Annotated in this window: 16 protein-coding genes; 11 read left to right on the forward strand and 5 right to left on the reverse strand. The window is 71.4% G+C overall.

What is annotated here, in order from left to right; translation table 11 throughout:
* Positions 1-13 precede the first annotated feature (13 nt).
* Complete coding sequence (locus ACFXC1_RS37975; protein WP_381251620.1) at positions 14-1,360, reverse strand: ABC transporter substrate-binding protein; 1,347 nt, start codon at positions 1,358-1,360, stop codon at positions 14-16.
* A gap of 153 nt (positions 1,361-1,513) precedes the next feature.
* Between ACFXC1_RS37975 and ACFXC1_RS37980 the strand changes: the two genes are divergently transcribed.
* The 6 genes from ACFXC1_RS37980 to ACFXC1_RS38005 all read left to right on the forward strand — a co-directional run bounded on the left by ACFXC1_RS37980 (position 1,514) and on the right by ACFXC1_RS38005 (position 6,784).
* Positions 1,514-2,275 carry an SDR family NAD(P)-dependent oxidoreductase gene (locus tag ACFXC1_RS37980; protein WP_381251622.1) on the forward strand — a complete coding sequence of 254 codons (762 nt, stop codon included), beginning with the start codon at positions 1,514-1,516 and terminating at the stop codon, positions 2,273-2,275.
* 67 nt (positions 2,276-2,342) lie between these two features.
* The gene (locus tag ACFXC1_RS37985; protein WP_381251818.1) at positions 2,343-3,101 is read left to right on the forward strand and encodes a FadR/GntR family transcriptional regulator; all 759 of its coding nucleotides are present in this window, start codon (positions 2,343-2,345) and stop codon (positions 3,099-3,101) included.
* Positions 3,098-4,243 carry a galactonate dehydratase gene (gene dgoD, locus ACFXC1_RS37990; protein WP_381251624.1) on the forward strand — a complete coding sequence of 382 codons (1,146 nt, stop codon included), beginning with the start codon at positions 3,098-3,100 and terminating at the stop codon, positions 4,241-4,243. The genes ACFXC1_RS37985 and dgoD overlap by 4 nt, the downstream gene beginning before the upstream one ends.
* A 46-nt stretch (positions 4,244-4,289) precedes the next feature.
* Complete coding sequence (locus ACFXC1_RS37995) at positions 4,290-4,910, forward strand: bifunctional 4-hydroxy-2-oxoglutarate aldolase/2-dehydro-3-deoxy-phosphogluconate aldolase (protein ID WP_381251626.1); 621 nt, start codon at positions 4,290-4,292, stop codon at positions 4,908-4,910.
* 50 nt (positions 4,911-4,960) lie between these two features.
* Positions 4,961-5,881 carry a sugar kinase gene (locus ACFXC1_RS38000; protein WP_381251820.1) on the forward strand — a complete coding sequence of 307 codons (921 nt, stop codon included), beginning with the start codon at positions 4,961-4,963 and terminating at the stop codon, positions 5,879-5,881.
* Between the two features lie 15 nt (positions 5,882-5,896).
* Positions 5,897-6,784 (forward strand): SMP-30/gluconolactonase/LRE family protein, encoded by an 888-nt coding sequence (locus ACFXC1_RS38005; RefSeq protein ID WP_381251628.1) that lies wholly within the window; start codon positions 5,897-5,899, stop codon positions 6,782-6,784.
* A gap of 5 nt (positions 6,785-6,789) precedes the next feature.
* Here ACFXC1_RS38005 and ACFXC1_RS38010 read toward each other — a convergent pair whose 3' ends face one another.
* The gene (locus tag ACFXC1_RS38010) at positions 6,790-7,722 is read right to left on the reverse strand and encodes a carbohydrate ABC transporter permease (protein ID WP_381251630.1); all 933 of its coding nucleotides are present in this window, start codon (positions 7,720-7,722) and stop codon (positions 6,790-6,792) included.
* Positions 7,719-8,807 (reverse strand): ABC transporter permease, encoded by a 1,089-nt coding sequence (locus ACFXC1_RS38015; protein WP_381251822.1) that lies wholly within the window; start codon positions 8,805-8,807, stop codon positions 7,719-7,721. Before ACFXC1_RS38015 ends, ACFXC1_RS38010 begins: the two co-directional genes overlap by 4 nt.
* Positions 8,808-8,816: 9 nt before the next feature.
* Between ACFXC1_RS38015 and ACFXC1_RS38020 the strand changes: the two genes are divergently transcribed.
* Together ACFXC1_RS38020 and ACFXC1_RS38025 are read left to right on the forward strand one after the other, a co-directional pair.
* On the forward strand, positions 8,817-9,023 hold the full coding sequence (locus ACFXC1_RS38020) for a hypothetical protein (protein WP_381251632.1): 207 nt from the start codon (positions 8,817-8,819) through the stop codon (positions 9,021-9,023).
* Between the two features lie 599 nt (positions 9,024-9,622).
* Positions 9,623-13,201 carry a BTAD domain-containing putative transcriptional regulator gene (locus tag ACFXC1_RS38025; protein WP_381251634.1) on the forward strand — a complete coding sequence of 1,193 codons (3,579 nt, stop codon included), beginning with the start codon at positions 9,623-9,625 and terminating at the stop codon, positions 13,199-13,201.
* A 17-nt stretch (positions 13,202-13,218) separates the two neighbouring features.
* On the opposite strand, the gene ACFXC1_RS38030 is transcribed toward ACFXC1_RS38025, so the two are convergent.
* Entirely contained in the window at positions 13,219-14,520 is a 1,302-nt protein-coding gene (locus tag ACFXC1_RS38030; protein ID WP_381251636.1) for a ricin-type beta-trefoil lectin domain protein, read from the reverse strand.
* A 168-nt stretch (positions 14,521-14,688) separates the two neighbouring features.
* Positions 14,689-15,321: a response regulator transcription factor gene (locus ACFXC1_RS38035; protein WP_381251637.1), complete on the reverse strand. Its 633-nt coding sequence runs from the start codon at positions 15,319-15,321 to the stop codon at positions 14,689-14,691.
* Between the two features lie 250 nt (positions 15,322-15,571).
* On the opposite strand from ACFXC1_RS38035, the gene eccCa reads away from it, so the two are divergent.
* From eccCa to eccB, 3 genes are read left to right on the forward strand one after another with little or no spacing between them, the layout of a single operon-like run.
* Entirely contained in the window at positions 15,572-19,603 is a 4,032-nt protein-coding gene (gene eccCa / locus ACFXC1_RS38040) for a type VII secretion protein EccCa (RefSeq protein WP_381251639.1), read from the forward strand.
* On the forward strand, positions 19,600-20,997 hold the full coding sequence (gene eccD / locus ACFXC1_RS38045) for a type VII secretion integral membrane protein EccD (RefSeq protein WP_381251641.1): 1,398 nt from the start codon (positions 19,600-19,602) through the stop codon (positions 20,995-20,997). Before eccCa ends, eccD begins: the two co-directional genes overlap by 4 nt.
* A gap of 11 nt (positions 20,998-21,008) precedes the next feature.
* On the forward strand, positions 21,009-22,349 hold the full coding sequence (gene eccB / locus ACFXC1_RS38050) for a type VII secretion protein EccB (RefSeq protein ID WP_381251643.1): 1,341 nt from the start codon (positions 21,009-21,011) through the stop codon (positions 22,347-22,349).
* Positions 22,350-22,368 lie beyond the last annotated feature (19 nt).

Genomic DNA, 22,368 nt, shown 5'->3' on the forward strand with positions numbered 1-22,368 from the left:
CCTCCGGAGGCGGTCACTGGCCGGTGGAGACCTTCAAGCCCTTCCTCTTCAGGTCCTCGACGGTCTGCTTCTGCGCCTGCTGGACCGCGGAGACGAAGGTGCCCTTGCCGGCCAGGGCGGCCTGGAAGCCGTCGTTGAGGTGCTGGTAGGTGGCGTCGATCGTCGGTATCCACTTCCAGGAGGTGTCGATGCTCTTGTCCGCCTGTGCGAAGACCTCGTTGTACTTCTGGTCTCCGAAGAACTTCGACGGCTTGTCCAGCGAGGAGCCCTTGTACGCGTCGGCCCCCGCAGGCCAGCCGTATCCGCCCTGGAGCAGCAGATCGACGCTCGCCGGGTCGGTATTGAGCCACTCGGCGAACTTCAGGGCCTCGGGGATGTGCTTGGCGCCTTTGAGGACAGCCGTGGAGGATCCTCCCCAGTTCGCGGAGACGTTCGCGCCCTTCGTCCACTGCGGCATGGGTGCGACGGACCATTTGCCGGTGGTCTGGGGAGCGTTTCCGCTGATGATGGCGTCGCCCCACTGGGCGCTGACCCACGAGGTGATGGCACCGGTCTGCAAGTCCTTGTACCAGCCGTTGGCGAAGTCGGGTTCGGTCTTGATCACTTTCTCGCTGCGCAGCTTGTCCCAGAAGGCGGCGACCTTGAGGGTCTGCGGGGAGTCGATGTTCACCGTCCAGGTGTCCCCGTTCACGCCGAACCACTTGGCGCCGGCCTGCCAGGCGAGTGCGGTGAACCATGCGGAGTTGCCGGCGGGGAAGGTGCTGATGTAGGCCTTCGGGTCGGCGTCGTGGATCTTCTGCGCGGCCTGGGCGAACTCGTCCCAGGTGGCGGGCGGCGTGATGTTCCATTTCTTGAACAGGTCGGAGCGGTAGAACAGGCCCATCGGGCCGGACGCCTGGGGGATCGCGTAGACCTTCGAGTCGAAGACTCCCTGCTGCCACTGCCAGTCCACGAACTTGGACTTGTCCTTGTCCGCGCCGTACTGGGACAGGTTCACCAGGCCGTTCTCCAGCAGGAACGAGGGGATCTCCTGGTATTCCACCTGTGCCAGGTCGGGCGCGTTGCCGCTCTTGAGCGCGGCGCGCATCTTGGCGTAGCCGCCGCTGCTGCCCGCCGGGATCTTCTCCAGTTTGACGTGGATGTCCGGGTGGGTGGCGTTCCACTTGTCGACAGCCTTGTCGACACCGGGAACCCACGACCAGAAGCGCAGGTCGACCTTCTGGCCGGGCTTGGCAGGCGCCTGGGCTCCCTTGTCCTGCGAACTGTTCGATCCCCCGCAGGCGGAGATCACCAGGGCGGTGGCGGCAAGGGTCGCTGCGAGTGCGCCCCGGCTTCTGCGGAGGTGTGTGGTGCGGCTCATGGGAGGAGGTCCTTCCTCGGCTTTGTACTGAACGTGCCTGTTGCTGCCGGTCAGTCTCGGAGCGGCATCGCCATGCCGTCAAGATATATTCATAATTAATTGAAACAGCTATGGTGGGTGCACGCAGCAGCCATCAGAGGGGAGACGCACGCGATGACGGAGTGCCGCAGGATGGCGGGGCGGGTGGCGGTGATCACCGGCGCCGCGCACGGGATCGGCGCCGCCACGGCACGAAGGCTGGCGGACGAGGGCGCGAGCGTCGTGGTCACGGACGTGGACGACGCGGCGGGCAAGTCACTCGCCGCGAGCATCGGGGAGAGCGGCGGACGCGCGGAGTACGTACGGTGCGACGTGACCTCGGCCGCCGACTGGGAGAACCTGGCCCGTCATGTCGCTGAGCAGCATGGGCGGCTGGACGTGCTGCACAGCAACGCCTTCGCCCAACTCAACAAGCCCGCCCACGAGTTGAGCGAGATGGAGTGGGACGGTCAGATGGCCGTGCTGCTCAAACCGGCCTGGCGCGGGATGAAGACCTTCGCGGCCATGCTGCGCCAGGCGTCGGGGTCCGTGGTGCTCACCTCCTCGGTTCACGCGGTCATCGGCATCCCCGGCCATGCCGCCTACGCCGCCGCGAAGGGTGCGTTGTGCTCGCTGGGGCGGCAGTTGGCCGTCGAGTACGGGCCGGACATCCGGGTCAACACCGTGCTTCCCGGGCCCATCCTCACCGCCGCGTGGGACGGCATAGCGGAGTCCGACCGGGCGCGCAGTGTGGCGGCCACGGCGGCCAAGCGCTTCGGGCAGCCGGAGGAGGTGGCCGCCGCGGTCGCCTTCCTCGCATCGGCGGACGCCTCCTACGTGACCGGAGCCAGCCTCGTGGTCGATGGAGGATGGAGCGTCATGAAGGAGTCCTCGTGAGCACCGCGCACCTCGCGGTATGCCGTACGAGGCCTCCGCGAACAGCACCGACACGGAAACGGAGAACCTGGTGAGCAAACCCGGTAGGGGGCTGCACGGCCAAGCGGTGGAAGAACTGGGCCGGCGCATCATGCGCGGCGACTACCCCCCGGGCACCGTGGTGGACCCGGCCAAGTTCCAAACCGAACTCGGCGTCAGCCAGACCGTGGTGCGCGAGGCACTGCGCGTGCTCGCCGCCAAAGGCCTGCTCGAATCACGGCAGAAACGCGGCACGACCATCCGGCCCCGCGCCGACTGGAACCTGCTCGACAGCGACCTGCTGCGCTGGCAGGGCAGCAGTGCTCCCACCGACGGTTTCCTGGGGGACCTCGCCGAGGTCCGCGCGATCGTCGAGCCCGCCGGAGCCCGGCTCGCCGCCACCCGCCGAACCCCGGCCGACCTGGACTCACTGCGCCAGGCGCTCGACGCGATGGCGGCGGCGGGCACGGACGCGGACGCGATGGTCGAGGCGGACCTGGCGTTCCACCGCGCCCTGCTGGACGCCGCGCACAACGAACTCCTCAGCCGGATGGAGGTCGTCATCGAGGCGGGCCTGCGCGTGCGCGACCGGATCGTGCACGGCGCCCGGCACTTCGCCGACTCCATCCCCGTGCACCAGAAACTGCTCGACGCCGTCGAAGCCGGCGACCCGGACGCCGCCGTGGCCGCCGTCGACTCACTCCTGGCCCAGGCCACCGACGACCTGGCAGCCGTACAGGCACGGAAAGACAAGGAAGACCGCGCCGACGACGTCGCGACCGACCCGCCGCCGAAGGAAACTCCTTGAAAATAACCGGACTTGAGACGTTCCTGGTGGCTCCGCGCTGGCTGTTCCTGCGCGTTGCCACCGACGAGGGCGTCACCGGCTGGGGCGAGCCACTGATCGAGGGACGCGCCGAGACCGTACGTGCCGCGGTCCACGAACTCGCCGATTACCTCGTCGGCCGGGATCCGCTGCGCATCGAGGACCACTGGCAGGTGCTCACCAAGGGCGGCTTCTACCGCGGCGGCGCCATCCTCTCCAGCGCCGTCGCCGGCATCGACCAGGCCCTGTGGGACATCGCCGGGAAGACCTACGGCGTCCCGGTGCACCGCCTCCTCGGCGGCCCTGTCCGCGACCGCGTCCGCATGTACGCCTGGATCGGCGGCGACCGCCCCAGCGAGGTCGCCGAGCTGGCCGAGGAACAGATGAAGGCCGGCTTCACTGCGGTGAAGATGAACGGCTCGGCCGAACTCGCCCCGATCGACACCCCGGCACGCACCGCCGAGGTCGTCGCACGCGTAGCCGCCGTCCGCGAAGTGCTGGGCGACGAGCGGGACATCGCCGTCGACTTCCACGGCCGGGCCTCCACAGCCATGTCACGCCGTCTGCTGCCCCTGCTCGAACCGCTGCACCCGCTGTTCGTCGAAGAACCCGTCCTGCCGGAACACTCGGGCCACCTGCGCAGCCTGGTGGAATCCACGAGCATCCCCATCGCGACCGGCGAACGCCTCTACTCCCGTTGGGACTTCCGCGAGGTCATGACGAGCGGCATCGCCGTCGCCCAGCCCGACCTGTCGCACGCCGGCGGCATCTCCGAGGTCCGCCGCATCGCGGCCATGGCCGAGACGTACGACGTCGCCCTGGCCCCTCATTGCCCCCTCGGCCCGATCGCCCTGGCCGCGAGCCTCCAGATCGCCTTCGCCGTACCGAACTTCCTCATCCAGGAACAGAGCATGGGCATCCACTACAACCAGCAGTGCGACCTGCTGGATTACGTGATGGATCCCGAACCCTTCCGGTTCCAGGGCGGGTACGCCGTCGCCTCCACCCGTCCGGGGCTGGGCGTCGAGATCGACGAGAAGACGGTACGCCGTGCTGCCGAGACCGGACACCGCTGGCGCAACCCCGTATGGCGCGGCCGGGACGGGGCGTTCACCGAATGGTGACCACCGTCAGGCCCTCGCACCCCACGCACAAGGAGACCTTGCTCCCATGAACCTGGTGGAATCCCTACGAGCCCACCGCCTGCTGGCGATCGTGCGCGGCAAGGACCCTGCCGCTGCCCTGCGCACCGTGGTCACCCTCGCCGAGGAGGGCATCACGATCGTCGAGGTCTCACTGACCACCGTTGACGCGCTGACCGTGATCAGGCAGGCACGCGCCGAACTGGGCCCCGACGCGCTGGTCGGCGCCGGAACCGTACGCTCGGCCCAGGATGCCGACCGCGCCGTGGAGGCCGGCGCGTCCTACCTCGTCACCCCGGCACTGGTCGACGGACTGGCGGCCTACGGCATACCCGTGCTGATGGGAGCCCTGACGCCGAGCGAGATCGAACTCGCCCTCGCGCGGGGAGCCGCCGCGATCAAACTCTTCCCCGGCTCCCTCGGCGGCCCCGGCTATCTGCGTGCCCTACGAGACCCCTTCCCCGAGGTGCCGTTCGTGCCCGTCGGCGGAGTGGACGCGCAGGCCGCCCGCGACTACCTCGACCTGGGCGCCCTCGCCGTCGGCGTCGGCTCACCCCTCGTCGGGGACGCGGCCGACGGCGGAGGCCTGGACCAACTCCGCGCCCGCGCCGCCGAGTTCCGCAAGACGACCGCACAGGAGACGCCGTGACGACACCGGATCACCAGGCCCCGCCCGAAGTCGTGACTTTCGGCGAGACGATGGCGGCGCTGCGCGCCCACAGCGCCCTGCGGCTCGGCGGCAGCCTCGGCCTGTCCGTAGCGGGAGCCGAGTCCAACGTCGCCATCGGCCTCGCCCGGCTCGGGCACCGGGTGCGCTGGGTCGGCCGGGTCGGCACGGACGAACTCGGCGCGCTGGTCCTGCGCACGCTGCGCGCCGAAGGCGTCGACACCGACCACGCCGTCACCGACGACACCGGCCGGCCCACGGGACTGCTGCTGACCGAACCCCGCCTGGGCACACTCACGCGCGTCAGCTACTACCGCGCGGGTTCCGCGGGCTCGGCCCTCTCGCCGGCCGACGTCCTGCCCGCGCTGGCCTCGGGACCCCGCGTCCTGCATCTGACCGGCATCACACCGGCACTCAGCGAGTCGGCGGCCGAGAGCGCCCTGGCCGCCGTCACGGCCGCCCGCAGCGCGGGCATCGCCGTATGCCTCGACGTCAACTACCGCTCCCGGCTGTGGACTTCGGACCGCGCCCGCGCGACGCTCCGGCCGCTGCTGGCCCACACCGACCTGCTCATCGCCTCCGAGGACGAGCTGCCGCTGATGCTGGAATCGCCCGGAGCGGGTGAGGCCGAGGCCGTGCAACGCATCCTGGCCGCCGGCGTGACCGAGGTGGTCATCAAACGCGGCGCACGTGGTGCGACCGCTTTCACCACCGACGGGGCGATCGACTGCCCGGCGCGAGAGGTCGGCGCGGTCGACCTGGTCGGTGCGGGCGACGCCTTCGTGGCGGGATACCTGTCCGGACACCTCCACGGCGCGGACATCCCCGCCCGTCTGTACCGGGCCGTCACGACCGCGGCCTTCGCCGTCGCCACCCGGGGCGACTGGGAGGGCCTGCCGACACGGGACGAACTCGGCCTGTTCGACCAGCCCGAGGGCACGACCATTCGCTGACCTGGAGAACTGATCATGACATCTACGTCAGCACCGGCGGCGATCGTCGTAGACGGAGCGTACGAACTCGCCGAGGGCGGTCGCTGGGTCGACGACCGGTACGTGTACGTCGACATCCTCAGCGGTCGGCTCTTCGAATTGCGCGACGACACCGAACCGGCGGCCGTGCGCCAACTGGCCCGGCTCGACGAGCCGTTGGGAGCCGTCGCGCCGGTCGGCGACCGTCCGGGAGCATGGATCGCCGCCGCGGACACCGGCATCGCACTGCTCACGCCTGACGGCACACTCGAATGGCTGGACCGGCCCGAGGACCGTACCTCGGTCCCCAGCCGGATGAATGACGGCGTCGCCGACCCCGCCGGCCGCTTCTGGGCGGGCAGCATGGCCTACGACGGCACCCAGGGCGCGGGCTCGCTCTACCGGACCGACCCCGACGGATCGGTCGTACGCGTTCTCGACGGCCTGACCATCGCAAATGGACCCGCGTTCACCGCCGACGGGACGATCATGTACCTCGCCGACACGGCCGTGGGCACTGTCTTCCGTTGCCGCGTCGACCCCGTCTCCGGCTACCTCGTCGGCGGCCTGGAGACCTTTGTCCAACTGCGCGACGGCGAAGGCAGCCCGGACGGAATGACCGTCGATGCCGAAGGCTGCTTGTGGGTTGCGATGTGGGGCGCGGGCACGGTGCGTAGGTACTATCCCGATGGCCGCCTGCTCCACACCGTGACCGTCCCCGCACCACACCCCACTTCGGTGTGCCTGCATCCCAGCGACAACCGCCTCTACGTCACCACGGCCCGGTACGGGGTGAAGAACCCGACCGCCACCTCCGGCGCGGTGCTCAGCCTTCCCGTACCGGTCGGGGGAACGGCGGCCTGCTCCTGGCGCGGCCGCCGCTGAAACCGTCACCCCTTGATCGCTCCGGTGAGCACACCGGTCCTGAAGTGCTTCTGCATGAACGGGTAGACGACGAGCAGGGGGACGAGAGTGAGAACGACCACGGCCATCTGCAAGGACAGCGGAGCGGTCTCGGCGTGGGTGTTGCCGAAGCCGCTGTTGACGGAGCCCGGCAGCCCGTTGCCGCGGTTCAGGTAGGTCAGCAGCACATACTGCAACGGCCACTTCTGGCTCTCCGTCGGCATGTAGAGCATGACGTTGAAGAAGGCGTTCCAGTAGCCGACGGCGTAGAAGAGCGTGATGACCGCGGTGACGGCACAGGAGGTCGGCAGGACCACCGACCACAGGGTCCGCCAGTCGCCGGCTCCGTCCATCCGGGCGGCGTCGATGAGTTCAGCCGACGTGCCGGCGTAGAAGGAGCGCAGCACAAGAATGTTGAAGACCGACACCGCGCTGGGCAGGATGAGGGCCCAGTACCGGCCGTAGCCGCCCAGACCGGTGACCACCAGGAAGGTGGGGATCAGGCCGCCGCTGACGAACATGGTGATGACCAGCAGCGTCAGGATCGGTCGGTGTGCGTAAGAGCGGGCGCGGGACAGTCCGTAGGCGCACAGGACGGAGACCGCCATCGAGATGGCTGTGCCTACCAGTGTGATGCCGAGGCTGACCAGCACGGCGGTACGCATGGTGGGGTCGGCGAGCATCTCGCGGTAGGCGGAGGCGGTGAGCCCGTCGGGCCAGACGACCAGGCCGCCGGCCCGGTTGATGGCGGCCTGGGTGGAGAAGCTGGTGACCACGATGATCCACAGCGGTACGAGTACGACCGCGGTGACCAGGGTGAGGGCTGCGCTCTTGCCTGTGGAGGTGGCGGCCGTCGGTTGTTCTTCCCAGGCCGGGCGTTTGTCGCTGCGGGGGTGCCGTAGCGGAACGGCAGTGGTCATCTGCGGTACAACCCGTCCTCTCCGAAGACGTGCGCGAGTTTGTTCGCGCCCCAGATCAGCAGCAGCGAGATGACGCTCTTGAAGAGTCCCGCGGCAGCTCCGTAGCTGTAGTTGTTGGTGGCGATGCCGTAGTAGAAGGAGAAGGTGTCCAGCACGTCGGCCGTGTTGTGGCCCACGGCCGCGCGTTGGAGCAGGAGTTGCTCGAAGCCCACGGTGAGCGCGTTGCCCAGGCGCAGTACCAGCATCAGTACGATCACCCCGCGCATCCCGGGCAGCGTGATGTGCCACATGCGGCGCCAGCGGCCGGCGCCGTCCACAGCGGCGGCCTCGTACAGGTGGGTGTCGATCGCAGCGAGTGCGGCGAGGAAGACGATGATGCCCCAGCCCGCCTCCTTCCAGACCGCCTGGAAGGTGACCAGCAGGGCGAACGTGTGCGAATTGGTCATGATGTCCCAGGTGCCGGCATCGTGCTGCCGCAGGAACTGGTTGAGCACGCCCGCCCCGCCGAGCATCTGCTGGAAGACCGTGATCGTCAGGACCCACGACAAGAAGTGGGGGAGGTAGACGATCGACTGGATGAGGTTGCGCAGTCGCTCGCTGAGCACGGTGTTGAGCAGCAGGGCGAGGACGATCGGGATCGGGAAGAAGAGGATCAGCTGGACGAGGCTGAGGTAGAGCGTGTTCTGCAACGCCCTCCAGAACAAGGGGTCTTGGAGGAGGGTGGTGAACTGGTCCAGCCCGGACCACGGGCTGTGCCAGACGCCGACGAGGGGGTCGTAGTACTGGACGGCCGTGATGAGGCCGAAGAGCGGCGCGTAGTTGAACACGACGAGCAGCACGACGGCCGGAAAACAGCTGGGCCGACATCCTGCGGGCAAAGGAGGCAGGGCTCGTGAACCGGCACCACCACCCGCACGAGGTGTTCGCGTACACGATCTCCGGCAAGTGGGGCTACCTGGAGCGGCCTTGGACGGCGACGGCGGGCGACTTCGTTTATGAGGCCCCGGGCGAGGGGCACACGGTCTCCCTGCACGGGGTTCGTCGCCGAGTCCGGCACCTGGGCCCGGTCGACCTTTCTGGAGCACGAGCACCGCATGATGGTCGAAGGCTCAGCCGAAGCGGGCCGTCCCGCCCCGTCACGTGCCGACCGCGCCGCGGCTCTCCAACCCGGTGGCACGGTCTTCGTCGGCAGCCCCGACGAGATCGCCGACCGCATCCTCCACCTGCACGGACTGCTCGGCATCGAACTGCTCGGCACGAAGGTGCTGCCCCAGATCCGCGCCGAACTGGCGACCCCATGAGCCGGCGCCGGCCCCGACACGGCGGCCACCTACCGCCTCGGGATCTCCTCCATACGGCCGGCGGGCGCCGCCCCGACCAGCACGTGACGTCGTCTGCGGGCCCCGGAATGTGCCCCACGGCCGGCAACCGGCAAATCCGTCGAACTCCGTGCCACGGCACTCGCTTCGGCGGCGAATAGCAGCCGCCCGGGATGTGAGGCGAGTCGGAGGGGCACGGGTGTGGAAGCCGAGGGCCGCGGTCGCTTCGGGCGGGGCTGACCTTCGACGACATCAAGGCCGTCACCGATGTGCTGAAGCAGATGCAGATACGGGGGTCGGTCGGGTGAGGTTTGGCGGTCGCCGCCCGGCGGAGCATCAGGCGTGTGCTGAACTCCGCGCGGTCGACGGCGAGTTGCCGGATCGGGTAACTGCTCGACCGAGATCTGAGTCCTGACGGAGCGGCCAACTCCCCAGTCCGGGAAAGCAGGTTGGCGTCGGCGCGCCGTCGCGGGCCGGGATGTCAGGGATGCAGATCCTTCCTGTGCTGTCGTGGCATCGCCCTCTGACACGCGACGGAGCTCCGCCGAAGGCAACGGGGCCGCGCTGTAGATTGACGGGTCATGCTCAACGTTAAGGTCCTGGGCTCCATCGGCGCGGACATCGATGGTGCGCCGGTCAACCTGGGAGGTCCCCGGCAGCGGGCGGTCCTCGCCCTCCTGCTGGCCGACCGAGGCCGTGTGGTGTCCGTCGACGGACTCATCGACCGCTTGTGGCGGGAACGGCCCCCGGAGAAGGCGGCGGCATCCCTGCATGTCTACGTGTCGAATCTCCGTCGTGTACTCGAACCCGGCCGGGCGCCCCGCACCCCGGCTCGTGTCCTGGTCAGCGCCCCGCCCGGGTATGCCGTGCGGCTGCCCGAGGACGCGGTCGACGCCTGGCGGTTCGAGGCGGTGGTACGGCGGGCGCGTACGGCACCGCGGGCCGAGGCCCGGCGCCTGTTGGAGGAGGCCCTCGGGTGGTGGCACGGAGCGGCGTACGGCGAGTGGGCGGACGAGGAGTGGGCGTCGGCCGAAGCCGCCCGGCTGGGTGAACTGCACCTGACGGCGAGGGAGATGGCGATCGCGGCCGCCCTGGCCACGGGGGCCGCGCGGGAGGCGGTGCCGGCGGCCGAGGCGCTCGTACGGGAGCATCCGCTGCGGGAGGAGGGCTGGCGGCTGCTGGCCCTCGGCCTGTGGGCCAGTGGACGCCGCTCCGACGCGGTGGCCGAGCTGCGGAGGGCGTCCGGCGTGATGGCCGACGAACTCGGCCTGGGCTTCGGTGATGCCCTGGCCGAGGTGGAGAGGGCCGTGCTGGCGGGGCGGACGGAGTTCCTGCGCGCGGCGGTACCGGCGGAACCGGAGGCTTCGGAACCGGGGGCCGCGCAGGGGACTTGGGCATCGGGGGCCGGACAGCGTGTGCCGTTCGGGGGCGCCCGGGACACCGTGGGCGTCGCCCTGCCGGACGACGACATGTTCGTGGGCCGGGACGACGAACTGCTGGCATTGGAGGAGGTGGCGCGCGACGCCCGGCGGGGTGGCGGCGTGGTCCTGGTGACCGGGGAGGCCGGGGCCGGCAAATCGGCGCTGCTCTGCCGGTACCGGCAACGGTTGCAGGAGCAGGGCTGGACCGTGGTGGTCGGACGCTGCCCCGAGTTCGACGGAGCCCCGTCCGCATGGGCCTGGGTGGAGGCGCTCGGCGGGCTCGCCCGCCGGACCCCTCCCACCGATCCGGACGCGCTCGGCGCCCTGCTCCAGGAGGCCGGCTACGGGGGAGGGGGAGAGAGCGGAGACGGGAACCGCGAGGGCGTGGCGGCGGGATTCCAGGGGCGGGGTGACAGAGCGTCCGGCGGGCGGTTCCGGCTGCACCGGGCGTTCGGCACATGGCTGCGCGAGGCCGCCGGAGATGCGCCCCTCGCCGTGGTTGTGGACGATCTGCATCGGGCGGACGGTGAGACGCTGGCCCTGCTGGAAAGGACCGCGGAACTGGTCGGATCGCCGGTGCTGGCGATCGCGGCATACCGCCCGGCCGACGCGGGGGACCGGCTGGCGAAGACGCTCGCCGAACTCGCCCACCGCTCCCCGTACCGGCTGGCGCTCGGCGGGTTGCCGTTGTCCGATGTGGACGCTCTGGTCAGGGCGGTGTGCGGGAAGCAGGTCGACGCGGCGACCGTGGGCGCGCTCGCCGACCGGACCGACGGCAACCCCTTCTACGTCCGGGAGAGCGCGCGGCTGCTCGCCAGCGAGGGTGCCCTGGTGGCGGTCTCCGAGGTGCCGGCGGGCGTGCGCGATGTGCTGCGGCGTCGGCTGCGGCAGCTTCCCGAGGGCGCGCTGGCCGTCCTCCAACTGGCCTCCGTGGTGGGCCGCGAGATCGAGATCTGTGTGCTCGTCGAGGCAGCGGACCCCGTCCGGTACGACGAGCACGCCGTACTCGACGCCGTCGAGGCGGGTGTGGTGGCCGGACTGCTGACCGAACCGGCGCCCGGCGTGGTCCGGTTCGCGCACGTGTTGGTCCGCGACACCCTCTACACCGATCTCGTCGGCGTGCGCAGGGCCCGTCTGCACGCCCGGCTCGCGGAGGTGCTGCGGAGGCGCCGTCCGGACGACCTGGCCGCCCTCGCGCACCACTTCGCCCGCGCCGCGAGCCCGCAGACCGCGTCGCTCGCCGTCGCATACTCGCTGGGCGCCGCCGACCAGGCCGAGCGGCGGTACGCCCATGACACCGCGGTCCAACTGCTCACACAGGCCATCGAGTCCTTCGCCCTGGTCCCCGCCGACGCGGACGACGCCACGCTCAACGGCCGCTCCGGACGGCTGGTCGCGCTGCTCGGCCGCTTGCTGCGGGCCGAGATACGGGCCGGAGCGATCGTGGCCGCACGACACACGAGGCAGCGCGCTCTGGAGGCGGCCGAGGGAGTCGGACACGACGAACTGGTCGCGGGGGCGCGCGGCGTGTGGGGCGGGCCGGGGTCGGCCCTGAGCGGGCCGCAGGGGCTCGCCGACCCGGCGGCGGTCGACAGGTTCGTCGACGTGCTGACGGCCCGCGCCGACCTGGACCCGGCTGTCCTCGGCATCCTGCCGCCGGCCCCCGCGGACGACCGACGTCGGCACGCGGCAGGCGGCGCGCCCTTCGTACGGGCCGAAAGCGGAACGAAGGCCATCGGGTCGCAGCCCGCGCACGGCGGTGTGGCGCTGGTGGGCGGGGAGGACTCGCTCGGTGAAGGGCGGGCGGAACGGGGTTCGGAGGTCGATCGCCGGCTGGTCGTGGCCCGAGCGATCGGGGATCCGTTGCTGCTCTCCTGCGCGCTGACGGCGGCGTCCGTGCTGAAGCCGGAGGGGTTCCCGGACCGCCGCGCGTCACTCGCGTCGGAGCTGCGCGTCCTCGGATACGCACACGACCTGCCCGCCAACAGCTGGGTGCGCGAGCACACCGGGGCCATGGCGGCCGGAGCCCGCAACGACGTCGTGCAGGTCCGCCGTCACACAGGAGAGGGGCGGGCGATCGCCGGACGGCACCGACTGGTGGAGGCGGAGGCGATCAACCTGTTGACCCTCGCCATGCTGGCCCACGTCGAGGGCCGGTTCGCCGAGTCCGAGGCCGGCTACGCGGAGGTAGGGGAGCGGTTGCGCTACCACGGTTCGCCGTTCGGCGACTTCGTGTACGTCATGGGACTGACCACCGTACGGCTCGGTCAGGGCCGCCCGGCGGAGGCCGAGCCGCTGCTGCGGACTCTCCTGCCCGGATCCGTGCCCATCGCCGAACTCGCGCTCGGTGTCGTCCTCGCCCGGCAGGGCGAGCGCGCGCAGGCCCACCTGCTCGGCCGGCGCACTCCGACCGTCGTCCCCGTCGTCCCGGACCACTTGTACGGCATCGCCCTGTCCCTCCGGGCCGAACTGGCCGTCCTGCTGGGCGACATGACCGCCGCGCTGGAACTGATCCCGCTCCTGCTGCCCCTGCGCAACCAGCTGGCCGGCGCCGCCAGCGTCTCGTTCGCCACCCGTCCGTTCGCCCACTCGCTGGGCGAGTTGCACCGGCTTCTGGGCGACGAGGGCGAGGCGCTACGGCAGTTCGCCCGCGCCGAGGACGTGGCGCGGCGATGGGGTTCGCGGCATCTGGCGGCGGCGGCGCGGGCCGCCTCGCAGGAGCGGCCCGCCCGGAGGTGACGTGACGGCGGCCGGGGTCAGCCCAGGTGCCACTTCTGGTTGGATGTCCCGCCGCAGCTCCACAGCTGGAGCCGGGTGCCGTTGCCCGTGCCCTGGTCCTTGGCGTCCACGCACTTGCCGATCACGGTATTGACCAGGTCGTGGGAGCTGTTGAGGTTGAATCGCTGGGCCCAGCCGCCGTTGCAGGTGGCCAGTTGGATGGCTGCGCCGTCGGACTTCGATGCGTTCGCGATGTCCAGGCACAGGCCCATGGACCGGACACTGCCGTCGGACTTGAAGACCCACTTCTGCCAGGCCTTTGCGGCACATCCCCACAGTCGCAGGGGGGAGCCGTCCACACCGGAATGGGCGCTCACCTCGATGCACTTCGAGGACCCGTAACCGACGATCTCGTCACCGGGGGCGGCGGCAGCGGCGGGCTTCGGTGTCGGAGTCTTCGTCGTCGTGCTGCCGGTGCCGGTGCTGGCAGCCTGGGCCGCCTTGGTGTCGGACGCCTTGCCGGGGTGGGCGGTATCCGCCTCCGGGGACGAACTTCCCTCGGTGTGCGGGCCCTTGTCCGTGTCGGTTTTCGACCCCTTCGTACGGTGGGTCGGCCGGCCGCTGCTCGACGGGGAGCCGGTCGGCCCCTCCGAACCACCCGCCGTGAGCTGGGGGACGACGCCGTCGCCGACGGTCGCCGCCTGCGGACCGGAGTCGTCGTGGCCCGGCATGGCGATGAACGCGGCGCTGCCGATGCCGAGAACCAGCAGGGCACAACCGGCGACCGCGACACCGACGACCCGCGCGCTCCGTTCCGGCCGCGCGTTTCCGGCGCCCGTCTCGCTCTGCCCGCCGGAGTGACCCGACCCTGTCGTGCGCGGGCGGAACAGAGAGCCCGGAGCGACCGCTGCTTCCTGGGTACCGGGTTCGGCCGGAGTGGTGGCCGCCGATGCCGACGCGGGCGTGGGATCGGCCGACGGTGCCGCGCGGGGGCGGAACAGCACGCCGGACGCGGCGGGTTCGGATGCGGCCGGGGACGCCGGAGCGGGGGCCGGCATCGGGGCGTCCGACCGCCTCGCCCTGGGCCGGAACAACGTGCCCGGCGCGGAGGAGATCTCGTTGGTACTCGGCGCGGGGTCGGAAGCCGTCGCGGGCGCACGTGTGGCGTCGGGAGTGTTCTCGCCGTCCGGGGCGGAGCCGTCCTCGGATGGTGACGCGGGTTCCTCCGCAGACTCGTCCGCGGCCTCGGAGGCGGGCTCGGTTTCCCGCAGCCACGGCAGCGGCCGTTCCCAGAGGGCCGGCTCCTCCGGTGTCTCCGGCTGCCCCGCTGTGTGCTCCATGTCTGCCTGCCCGTCTGCGTACTGGATGTTCCCCGGCGGGCGACTTTAGGTTCGCCGGTCGCGGGTACCCACCGGGAGAAGTCGGGTTCTGCCCCGCAGGACCGGAAACTCTTCCCCTGTGGGCCGGGGGACCGGGCCGCTCGGTAGGCTCCGCACGAGCACCACCGACTACAGCGTCCCCGAGCGCAGCGCGTAGGCGACCGCGTGAGTCCGGTTGCGGAGGCCGAGGCGGTTCATCATGACGCTGACGATGCTCTTGATGGTGCGCTCGGAGTAGTTCAGCTTCTGGGCGATCTCCGTCGTCTCCAGCCCCTCGGCCAGCAGCCGCAGCACATCGACCTCACGGGTCTCCAGACCGGACGCGGTCAGCCCCAGCGGCCCCAGCACGTCGCGCTGGACCGCCTTGATGTGGTCGATGAGCTGCCCCTGCACCGGGAGCGGCAGGGCCGCTCCGCCTTCGGCCACCGCGCGCACGGACTCCACGGCCTTGTCGTACGTGGTGTCCTGACGCCACATCACACTGCGCAGGCCGTACCGGACCGCCCGCAGCAGGTGGGCCTCGCCAATGTGGCCGGTGATCAGCACGATCCCCATGCCGGGACGGGTTGAGCGCTCGGTCACCGACTCCATGAGCAGCATGGTGTCCTCGGTGACGTCCGGCGTGATCAGGAGGGCCACGTCCGCGTGCTGGTGTTCCTCCTGCGGCAGTACCGTCAGATCCGGATACCTGCGCAGGCACCAGACGGCCCCCTCACCAGTGATCGGGTCACTGGCAAGGACTGCGATCGAGATCGTCCCCAACGTTCTTGCTTTCCTTCCGGGTGTGGATCATCGCCCTGGAGGGGCGGGCGACGATCATCACCGGTCGGCCTTAAGGCCGACTTGGCGTGTACTTGGCGACGCTGCCCCTGCGGCCAGGCTTCGCTGCCCGCGAGGGCGGACATCGGCCCGTACGGCGCGGGCGCGGGCGTCCCTCTGCCTAATCTCCACGCGCGGATCCAGTCGCGGATCCCGCTGCGGGAACACCGGAAGAAGCAGAGAAGAGAGCACGTTGAGCACCGTCGTCGCCAAGCGCTCGCCGCGTGCCGAAGGTCCCCCGATGCCGGAGGGCCAGGTGGAACTCGCCGAGCCCCCGGTGCTCGGCGAACCGGCCACCGCCGACTTCGGCTCGGTGATGACGTACCTGCCGATGGGCCTGGGCGCAGGAGCCATGGCGCTGATGTTCTCGGTCGGCAGCGGCGGAACGTCCATGTACATGATGACCGGCATGATGGGCGTCGCCATGATCAGCATGACGCTGACCCAGATCGGCAGGCCCGGCGCGGAACGGCGCCGCCGGATGCGCGCCGAACGCCGGGACTATCTGCGCTACCTAGCCCAGAAGCGGGTACAGGCCCGGCAGGCTGCCGACGACCAGCGGGCCGCGCTGCTCTGGGACAACCCCGAGGCGTCCGACCTGTGGGCACTCGCGACCGGCACCCGGCTGTGGGAACGCAGGCCCGGGCACGAGGACTTCGGCCGGGTCCGCATCGGTCTCGCGACCCGCCGCGCCGCGCTGGAGTTCCTGCCGCCGCAGACCAAGCCGGTGGAGGACCTGGAACCGCTGTGCGCGATCTCGCTGCGCCGGTTCACCAAGGCCCACCAGACCGTGCCCCTGCTGCCGGTGCCCGTCTCGCTTCAGCGCTTCACCAGCGTCGAGTTCACCGGCAGGACCGAGGAGGCGGTGGCTCTCGCCCGCGCGGTGCTCGGGCAGTTGGCGGTCTTCCACTCCCCGGACGAACTGCGGATCGCGGTGCTGGGCGACGAGGCCGCGCGCGCGGACTGGGACTGGCTCAAGTGGCTGCCGCACAACGCCCACCCGACCGAGGAGGACACGGCCGGTGCGGTGCGGCTGGCTGCGGGTGACCACGACGAACTCCTCGATCTGCTCGGGCCCGATGTCCGTGACCGTCCCGACCACGACGTCACCTCCTCGCCCAGCGTCGCCGAGCCGTTCACGGTGATCCTCGCCCAGGGCGTACAACTCCCCGCGACCTCAAGGCTGTTGGGTGCCGGGGTGCGTGGGGTGGTGCTTCTCGACCTCACCGGTGCGATGGCCGGCGGACCCAAGGTGCTGCGGCTCACGGTCCGCGACGGCCAGGTCGGGTTCCCCAGCGGCAGCGAGGACGTCAGCGGCCGGGCCGACCGGCTCGGTCCCGTCGAGGCCGAGCAACTGGCCCGGACCCTCGCCCCGATGCGCACCGGCGGCGGTGTCGACCTGGTCGACCGGCCCCTGGAGTCCGACTTCGACCTGGCCACCATGCTCGGCATCCGTGACGTACACGCCTTCGACGTCGCGGCCAAGTGGCGACCTCGGCTGGCCCAGGACGCCCGCCTCAAGGTCCCGATCGGGGTGACCGAGGACGGCGAGATCGTCGAGTTGGACCTGAAGGAGTCCGCGCAGGGCGGTATGGGCCCGCACGGACTGCTGATCGGCGCCACCGGCTCCGGCAAGAGCGAACTGCTGCGCACCCTCGTCACCGGTCTGGCCGCCACCCACTCCTCCGAGATCCTGAACCTGGTCCTGGTGGACTTCAAGGGCGGCGCCACCTTCCTCAACATGGACCGGCTCCCGCACACCTCGGCCGTCATCACCAACCTCGCCGACGAACTCCACCTCGTCGACCGTATGCGGGACTCCATCAACGGTGAGATGATCCGCCGCCAGGAACTGCTGCGGGAGGCCGGATACGCCTCGCTCTTCGAGTACGAGAAGGCGCGCGCCGCCGGGGCGAGCACCCTGGCCCCACTGCCCTCGCTGTTGGTCATCGTCGACGAGTTCTCCGAACTCCTCGCCAGCAAGCCGGAGTTCGTGGAGCTGTTCGTCTCCATCGGGCGGCTCGGACGCAGCCTGGGCGTGCATCTGCTGCTGGCCTCGCAGCGGTTGGACGAGTCCCGTATCCACCGGGTCGAGGGCCACCTGTCGTACCGGCTCGCCCTGCGCACCTTCTCCTCGATGGAGTCGCGCAGCGTCATCGGCACCTCCAGCGCCTACGAACTGCCGTCCGCACCGGGCAACGGCTATCTCAAGGTCGACACCACCAACCTGGTCCGGTTCAAGGCCGCCTACGTCTCCGGAGCGGCGCCCGTGCCGGCCGGCCCGGAGGAGACGGCGCGCCGAGCGGGCGCGGCCCGTGAGGTGACCGCTTTCGGACTGGAGCGGCACGGTGCGCCGGCCGCGGACCGTGAGGCGGAGGAGGCCGCCCGGCTGGTCTCGATCGCCGAGGAGGCCCTGCGCGACCAGGGCGCCGGCACGGAACCCGAGGAGGACGGCGGTGAGGGCGGCGAGGACAGCCTTCTGGAGGTCTTCGTCGGGCGGCTGGAGGACAGCGGCCCGCCCGCCAGGCAGGTCTGGCTCTCCCCGCTGTCCGAGTCGCCCGGCCTGGACCAGTTGTTGCCCGGCATCGTGCCCGACCCGGACCGAGGCATGGGCGCCGCCGACCGCCGCGTCCAGGGCGCACTGCGCGTCCCGTTGGGCATGGTGGACCGTCCGTTCGAGCAGCTGCGTGAACTGCTGATCGCCGATCTGTCGGGCGCCGACGGTCACCTCGGTCTGGTGGGCGCGCCGCAGACCGGCAAGTCCACCCTGCTGCGCACCCTGATGCTGTCGCTGGCCCTGACCCACACGCCCGCCGAAGTCCAGTTCTACTGCCTCGACTTCGGCGGCGGCGGTCTGGTCTCCACCGCCGGACTGCCGCACGTCGGCTCGGTGGCCACCCGGCTGGAACGCGACCGGGTCCTGCGCACCGTCGAGGAACTCACCCAACTCCTCGAACAGCGCGAGCAGTTGTTCACCTCCCGGGGCCTGGAGTCGATGGCCGCCTACCGGGCGCTGCGCGCGGACGGCACGATCGACGACCCCTTCGGAGACGTGTTCCTGGTGGTCGACGGCTGGGCCACGCTCCGCCAGGACTACGAGGACCTGGAGCAGCGGATCATGGAACTCGCCGCGCGCGGCCTGTCGTTCGGGCTGCACGTGGTCGCCTCCGCGGTGCGCTGGTCCGAAGTACGGCCCCGGCTGCGGGACATGCTCGGCACCAAGCTCGAACTGCGGCTCGGTGACTCGATGGAGTCGGAGGTCGGCTCCCGTGCGGCGGCCGGTGTCCCGCACCGGCCGGGACGCGGTCTGACCAGCTCCGGACACCACTTCCTGGCCGCGCTGCCCCGGCTCGACAGCTCCTCGCGCACCGACGACCTGACGGCCGCCACCAAGGCCGCGGTCGCCGAGATCGATACCTTCTGGACCGGTCCCAGGGCCCCCGGCGTGCGCCTGCTGCCGACCAGGCTCGACGCCCGCCGACTGCCCGCCCCGGCCGACACCCGCGACCTGAAGTTCTGCGTGGGCTGGGACGAGCAGCGGCTCGCCCCCGTCTGGCACGACTTCGGCGCCACTCCGCACCTGCTGGTCTTCGGCGACGGCGAGACCGGCAAGACCAATGCGCTGCGGCTGGCCATCCGCGCCATCACCGCCCGCTACCGGCCCGAGGAGGCCAGGATCCTGCTGGCCGACCCCGGGCGCGGACTGCTCAAGGACGTGCCCGAGGAGTACCGGGTCGGATACGTCGTCGACAACGACGCGCTCGGCAAGCTCGCCGACAGCGCCGCCGTGTCCGTCGCCAAACGACAGCCCGGCCCGGACGTCTCCCCGGAGCAGCTGGAGAAGCGGGACTGGTGGACCGGTCCGCTGCTGTTCGTCCTCGTCGACGACTACGACCTCTTCTCCGGCGCGCCAGGCACCCCCTCACCGATGATGCCGTTGGTGCCGCTGCTCGCGCAGGGCGCCCACATCGGACTGCACATGGTCGTCGCCCGGTCCACCTCCGGCGCCATGCGGTCCGTCATGGACCCGCTGATCCGCCGGATGTGGGAGCTGGGCAACCCCGCGCTGCTGTTCTCCTACCCCAAGGAGGAGGGCAAGTTCATCGGCGAGGCCAAGCCCCGCACCCTGCCTGCGGGCCGCGCCCAGCTCGTCACCCGCCGCGCCGTCCAACTCGTCCAGACCGGCCTGGTGTCGGCGGCCCCCCTCCCCACAGGAGCACGATGACCACCGCCGTACCCCTGCCCGCCCGGACCGCCGAGGTCTGCCGCCTCACCGTGGAGGCACCGGACGGCAGGGCCGACCTCGCCGTCCCCGTCACCACCCCGGTCTCCGCCCTTCTGCCGCTGCTGCTGCGCCATACCGCCGCGGGCCCCGACACCCAGGGCACCCCCTGGACACTGCAACGGCTCGGCGAGGACCCCCTCGACCCCGAGGCCACCCCCGAGAGCGCCGGGCTGCGCGATGGCGACGTCCTGCACCTGCGTCCGGCCGACTCGGCACTGCCCGCGCTGCACTTCGACGACGTCTCCGACGGCGTCGCCCACACCGTCGGCGCCGGACCCGGCCGCTGGCGCCCCGAACTCACCCGGAACCTCGGCCTCGCCCTGTCCTGCCTGGCCCTGGCCGCGCTCGCCGCCGCGCTGCTCGGAGCGGGGCCCGGCCCGCTCACCGCGGTGACCGCCGGTGCGATCGCGCTGGTGCTGGCCACGGGCTGCGCGAGCGCCGCCCGGATGCACGCGGACCCGGGGGCCGTGCTGGTCGCCGGCGTCGGCGCGTTCGGATTCGCCGCGCTGGCCGGGACGACCCTGCGCGAGGGCCCGTCCGGCGGGTTCGCCCCCGGCACGACAGGCGTCCTCGTGGCCGCCGGGTGCGTGGTCGCCCTGGCCGGCGGGCTGCTCGCACTGGGTGCCCTGCCCCTGGTCGTCCCCGGCACTGTCCTGCTCACGGCGCTCGCCGCCGCGCTGGGGGCGGGCCTCGCCGAGACCGCCGGTCTGCACGGTGTCCAGGCCGCCTCGGTGGTCGCGGTGGGCCTGTTCGTCCTCGGCCATCTTGCGCCCCGGCTGGCCCTGCGCACCGCCCGACTGCGCGTGCCCCAGCTCCCGCACGACGCCGAGGAACTCCAGCTCGACATCGAGCCCGAGCCCGGCGAACGGGTGGCCGGCCGGGTCACCGTCGCCACCGCCTGCCTCGACACGATCGGCATCTCCTCCGCGCTGGTGTGGGCGGTCGCCCTCTGGCTGCTCGCCGACCGTGAGGCCGGCTGGGCCGGCTGGCTGCTTCCCCTCTGCCTCAGCCTGGCCGTCCTGCTCCGCGCACGCGGCACCAACGGCACCCTCCAGCGGGTGCCCGCCGTGCTGGCCGGCGCCTACGGCCTGGGACTCGTCCTCATCGTCCGGGTCGCGCCCACCGGCCCGGCCGGCCGGGCCGCCGTCCTCGCGGCTCTCCTGGCCGCAGCGCTGCTGCTGCTCGTCGGAGCCTGGCGGCTCCCGCGGGCCCGACTGCTGCCCGTGTGGGGGCATCTCGGCGACCTGCTGGAGATCGTCGCGGCGGTCGCCCTGCTGCCGCTGCTGCTCCAAGTCCTGCACGCGTACGCCTACTTCCGCGGCCTCGCGGGCTAGGAGCGGCACCCATGCAGACACGACGCGATCATGTGCAGGCCTACCAGTTCGCCATGGGGCGCCTCGCCTCCGCCCTCGTCAGCGGCGACCCCGGCCGGGGCGACAGCCCCACCCGGCGGTCCGCGCTCGGCTCGGTCTTCGGAGTGGGCCTGGTGGTACTGCTGTGCGCCGGATACGGGGTGTACGGACTGATCTCGCCCGCCACGAAGGACGACTGGCGCAAGGAAGGGACGATCGTCCTGGAGGAGGACACCGGCAACCGCTACGTCTACGCCAACGGTGAGTTGCGCCCCGTCCGCAACTACGCCTCCGCGCTGCTCATCGCCGGGGAGCGGACCGCGCCCGAGACGGTGTCCGCCAAGTCCCTGGCAGGGGTCCCGCACGGCATTCCCGTCGGCATCCAGGGCGCGCCCGACACCGTACCGGCCGTCTCCGCGCTGGCGACCGGGGCATGGGCGCGCTGCCTGCCAGGGCAGGGTGCGGACGGCACCGGGACCGAGGGAGTCAAGGGGACAAAGGAGAAGGACTCCTCCGACAAGGGCCAGAGCCTCGTCTTCGGAAGCTCCGCCGCCGCGCTCACCGCGCTGCCCGCCGATCGCCAGGTGCTGCTCGACGGGCCCGGGAACACCCGGTACGTGCTGCTGGGCGGCGTCAAGTACCCGGTCCCCGGCGCCCCGACGCTGATCGCCCTCGGCCTGGACGACCAGACGGCCCTCTCCGCGACCGCCGACTGGCTCGCCGCCGTCCCCACCGGCACCGCGCTCGCCGCGTCCGTGCCGTCCGGTGCCGGGAAGGCGGCTGCCAAGGTCGCCGGCCAGAGCACCGAGGTCGGCCAGGTCTTCCGCACCACCACGGGCGGCACCGAGCACTACTACGTGATGCGGTCCGACGGGCTCGCCCTCGTCAACGCCACCGAATACGCCCTGCTCGCCGCCCGGCCCGGTGCCCCGGCGGCACGCGAGGTCGGACAGGCGGACATCGCCGTCGCCCCGGCATCGGCGGAGCACGCCACGACCGGCCGGGTGCCGGACCTGACCGGCGTCCACCCGCTGGAGGGCGGCACCGTCTGCATGACGGAACTCGCCGACGGCCGGGCCCGGATCACCGTCGCCACCCCCGGCACCGGCGGAGTCGTACTGCCGGCCGGCGGCGGTGTGCTGGCCGTCCCGGACGCCGGGCAGACCGAGTACCTGATCACCGAGCAGGGTCTGAAGTACCGGGTCGCCGACACCGACGCTGCGCGGGCCCTCGGATTCGGCGAGACCAAGCGTCGGCTCACGCTGCCGGCGGGTGTCCTCGCCCTCGTCCCCGACGGTCCGGTACTCAGCCGCGCCGCCGCCGCGAAGGGCTGAACCCGATGGCCCGGCTCCG

Origin of the sequence: Streptomyces hokutonensis, from assembly GCF_042751305.1 — a bacterium.
GTDB classification, from domain to species: Bacteria; Actinomycetota; Actinomycetes; order Streptomycetales; family Streptomycetaceae; genus Streptomyces; species Streptomyces hokutonensis_A.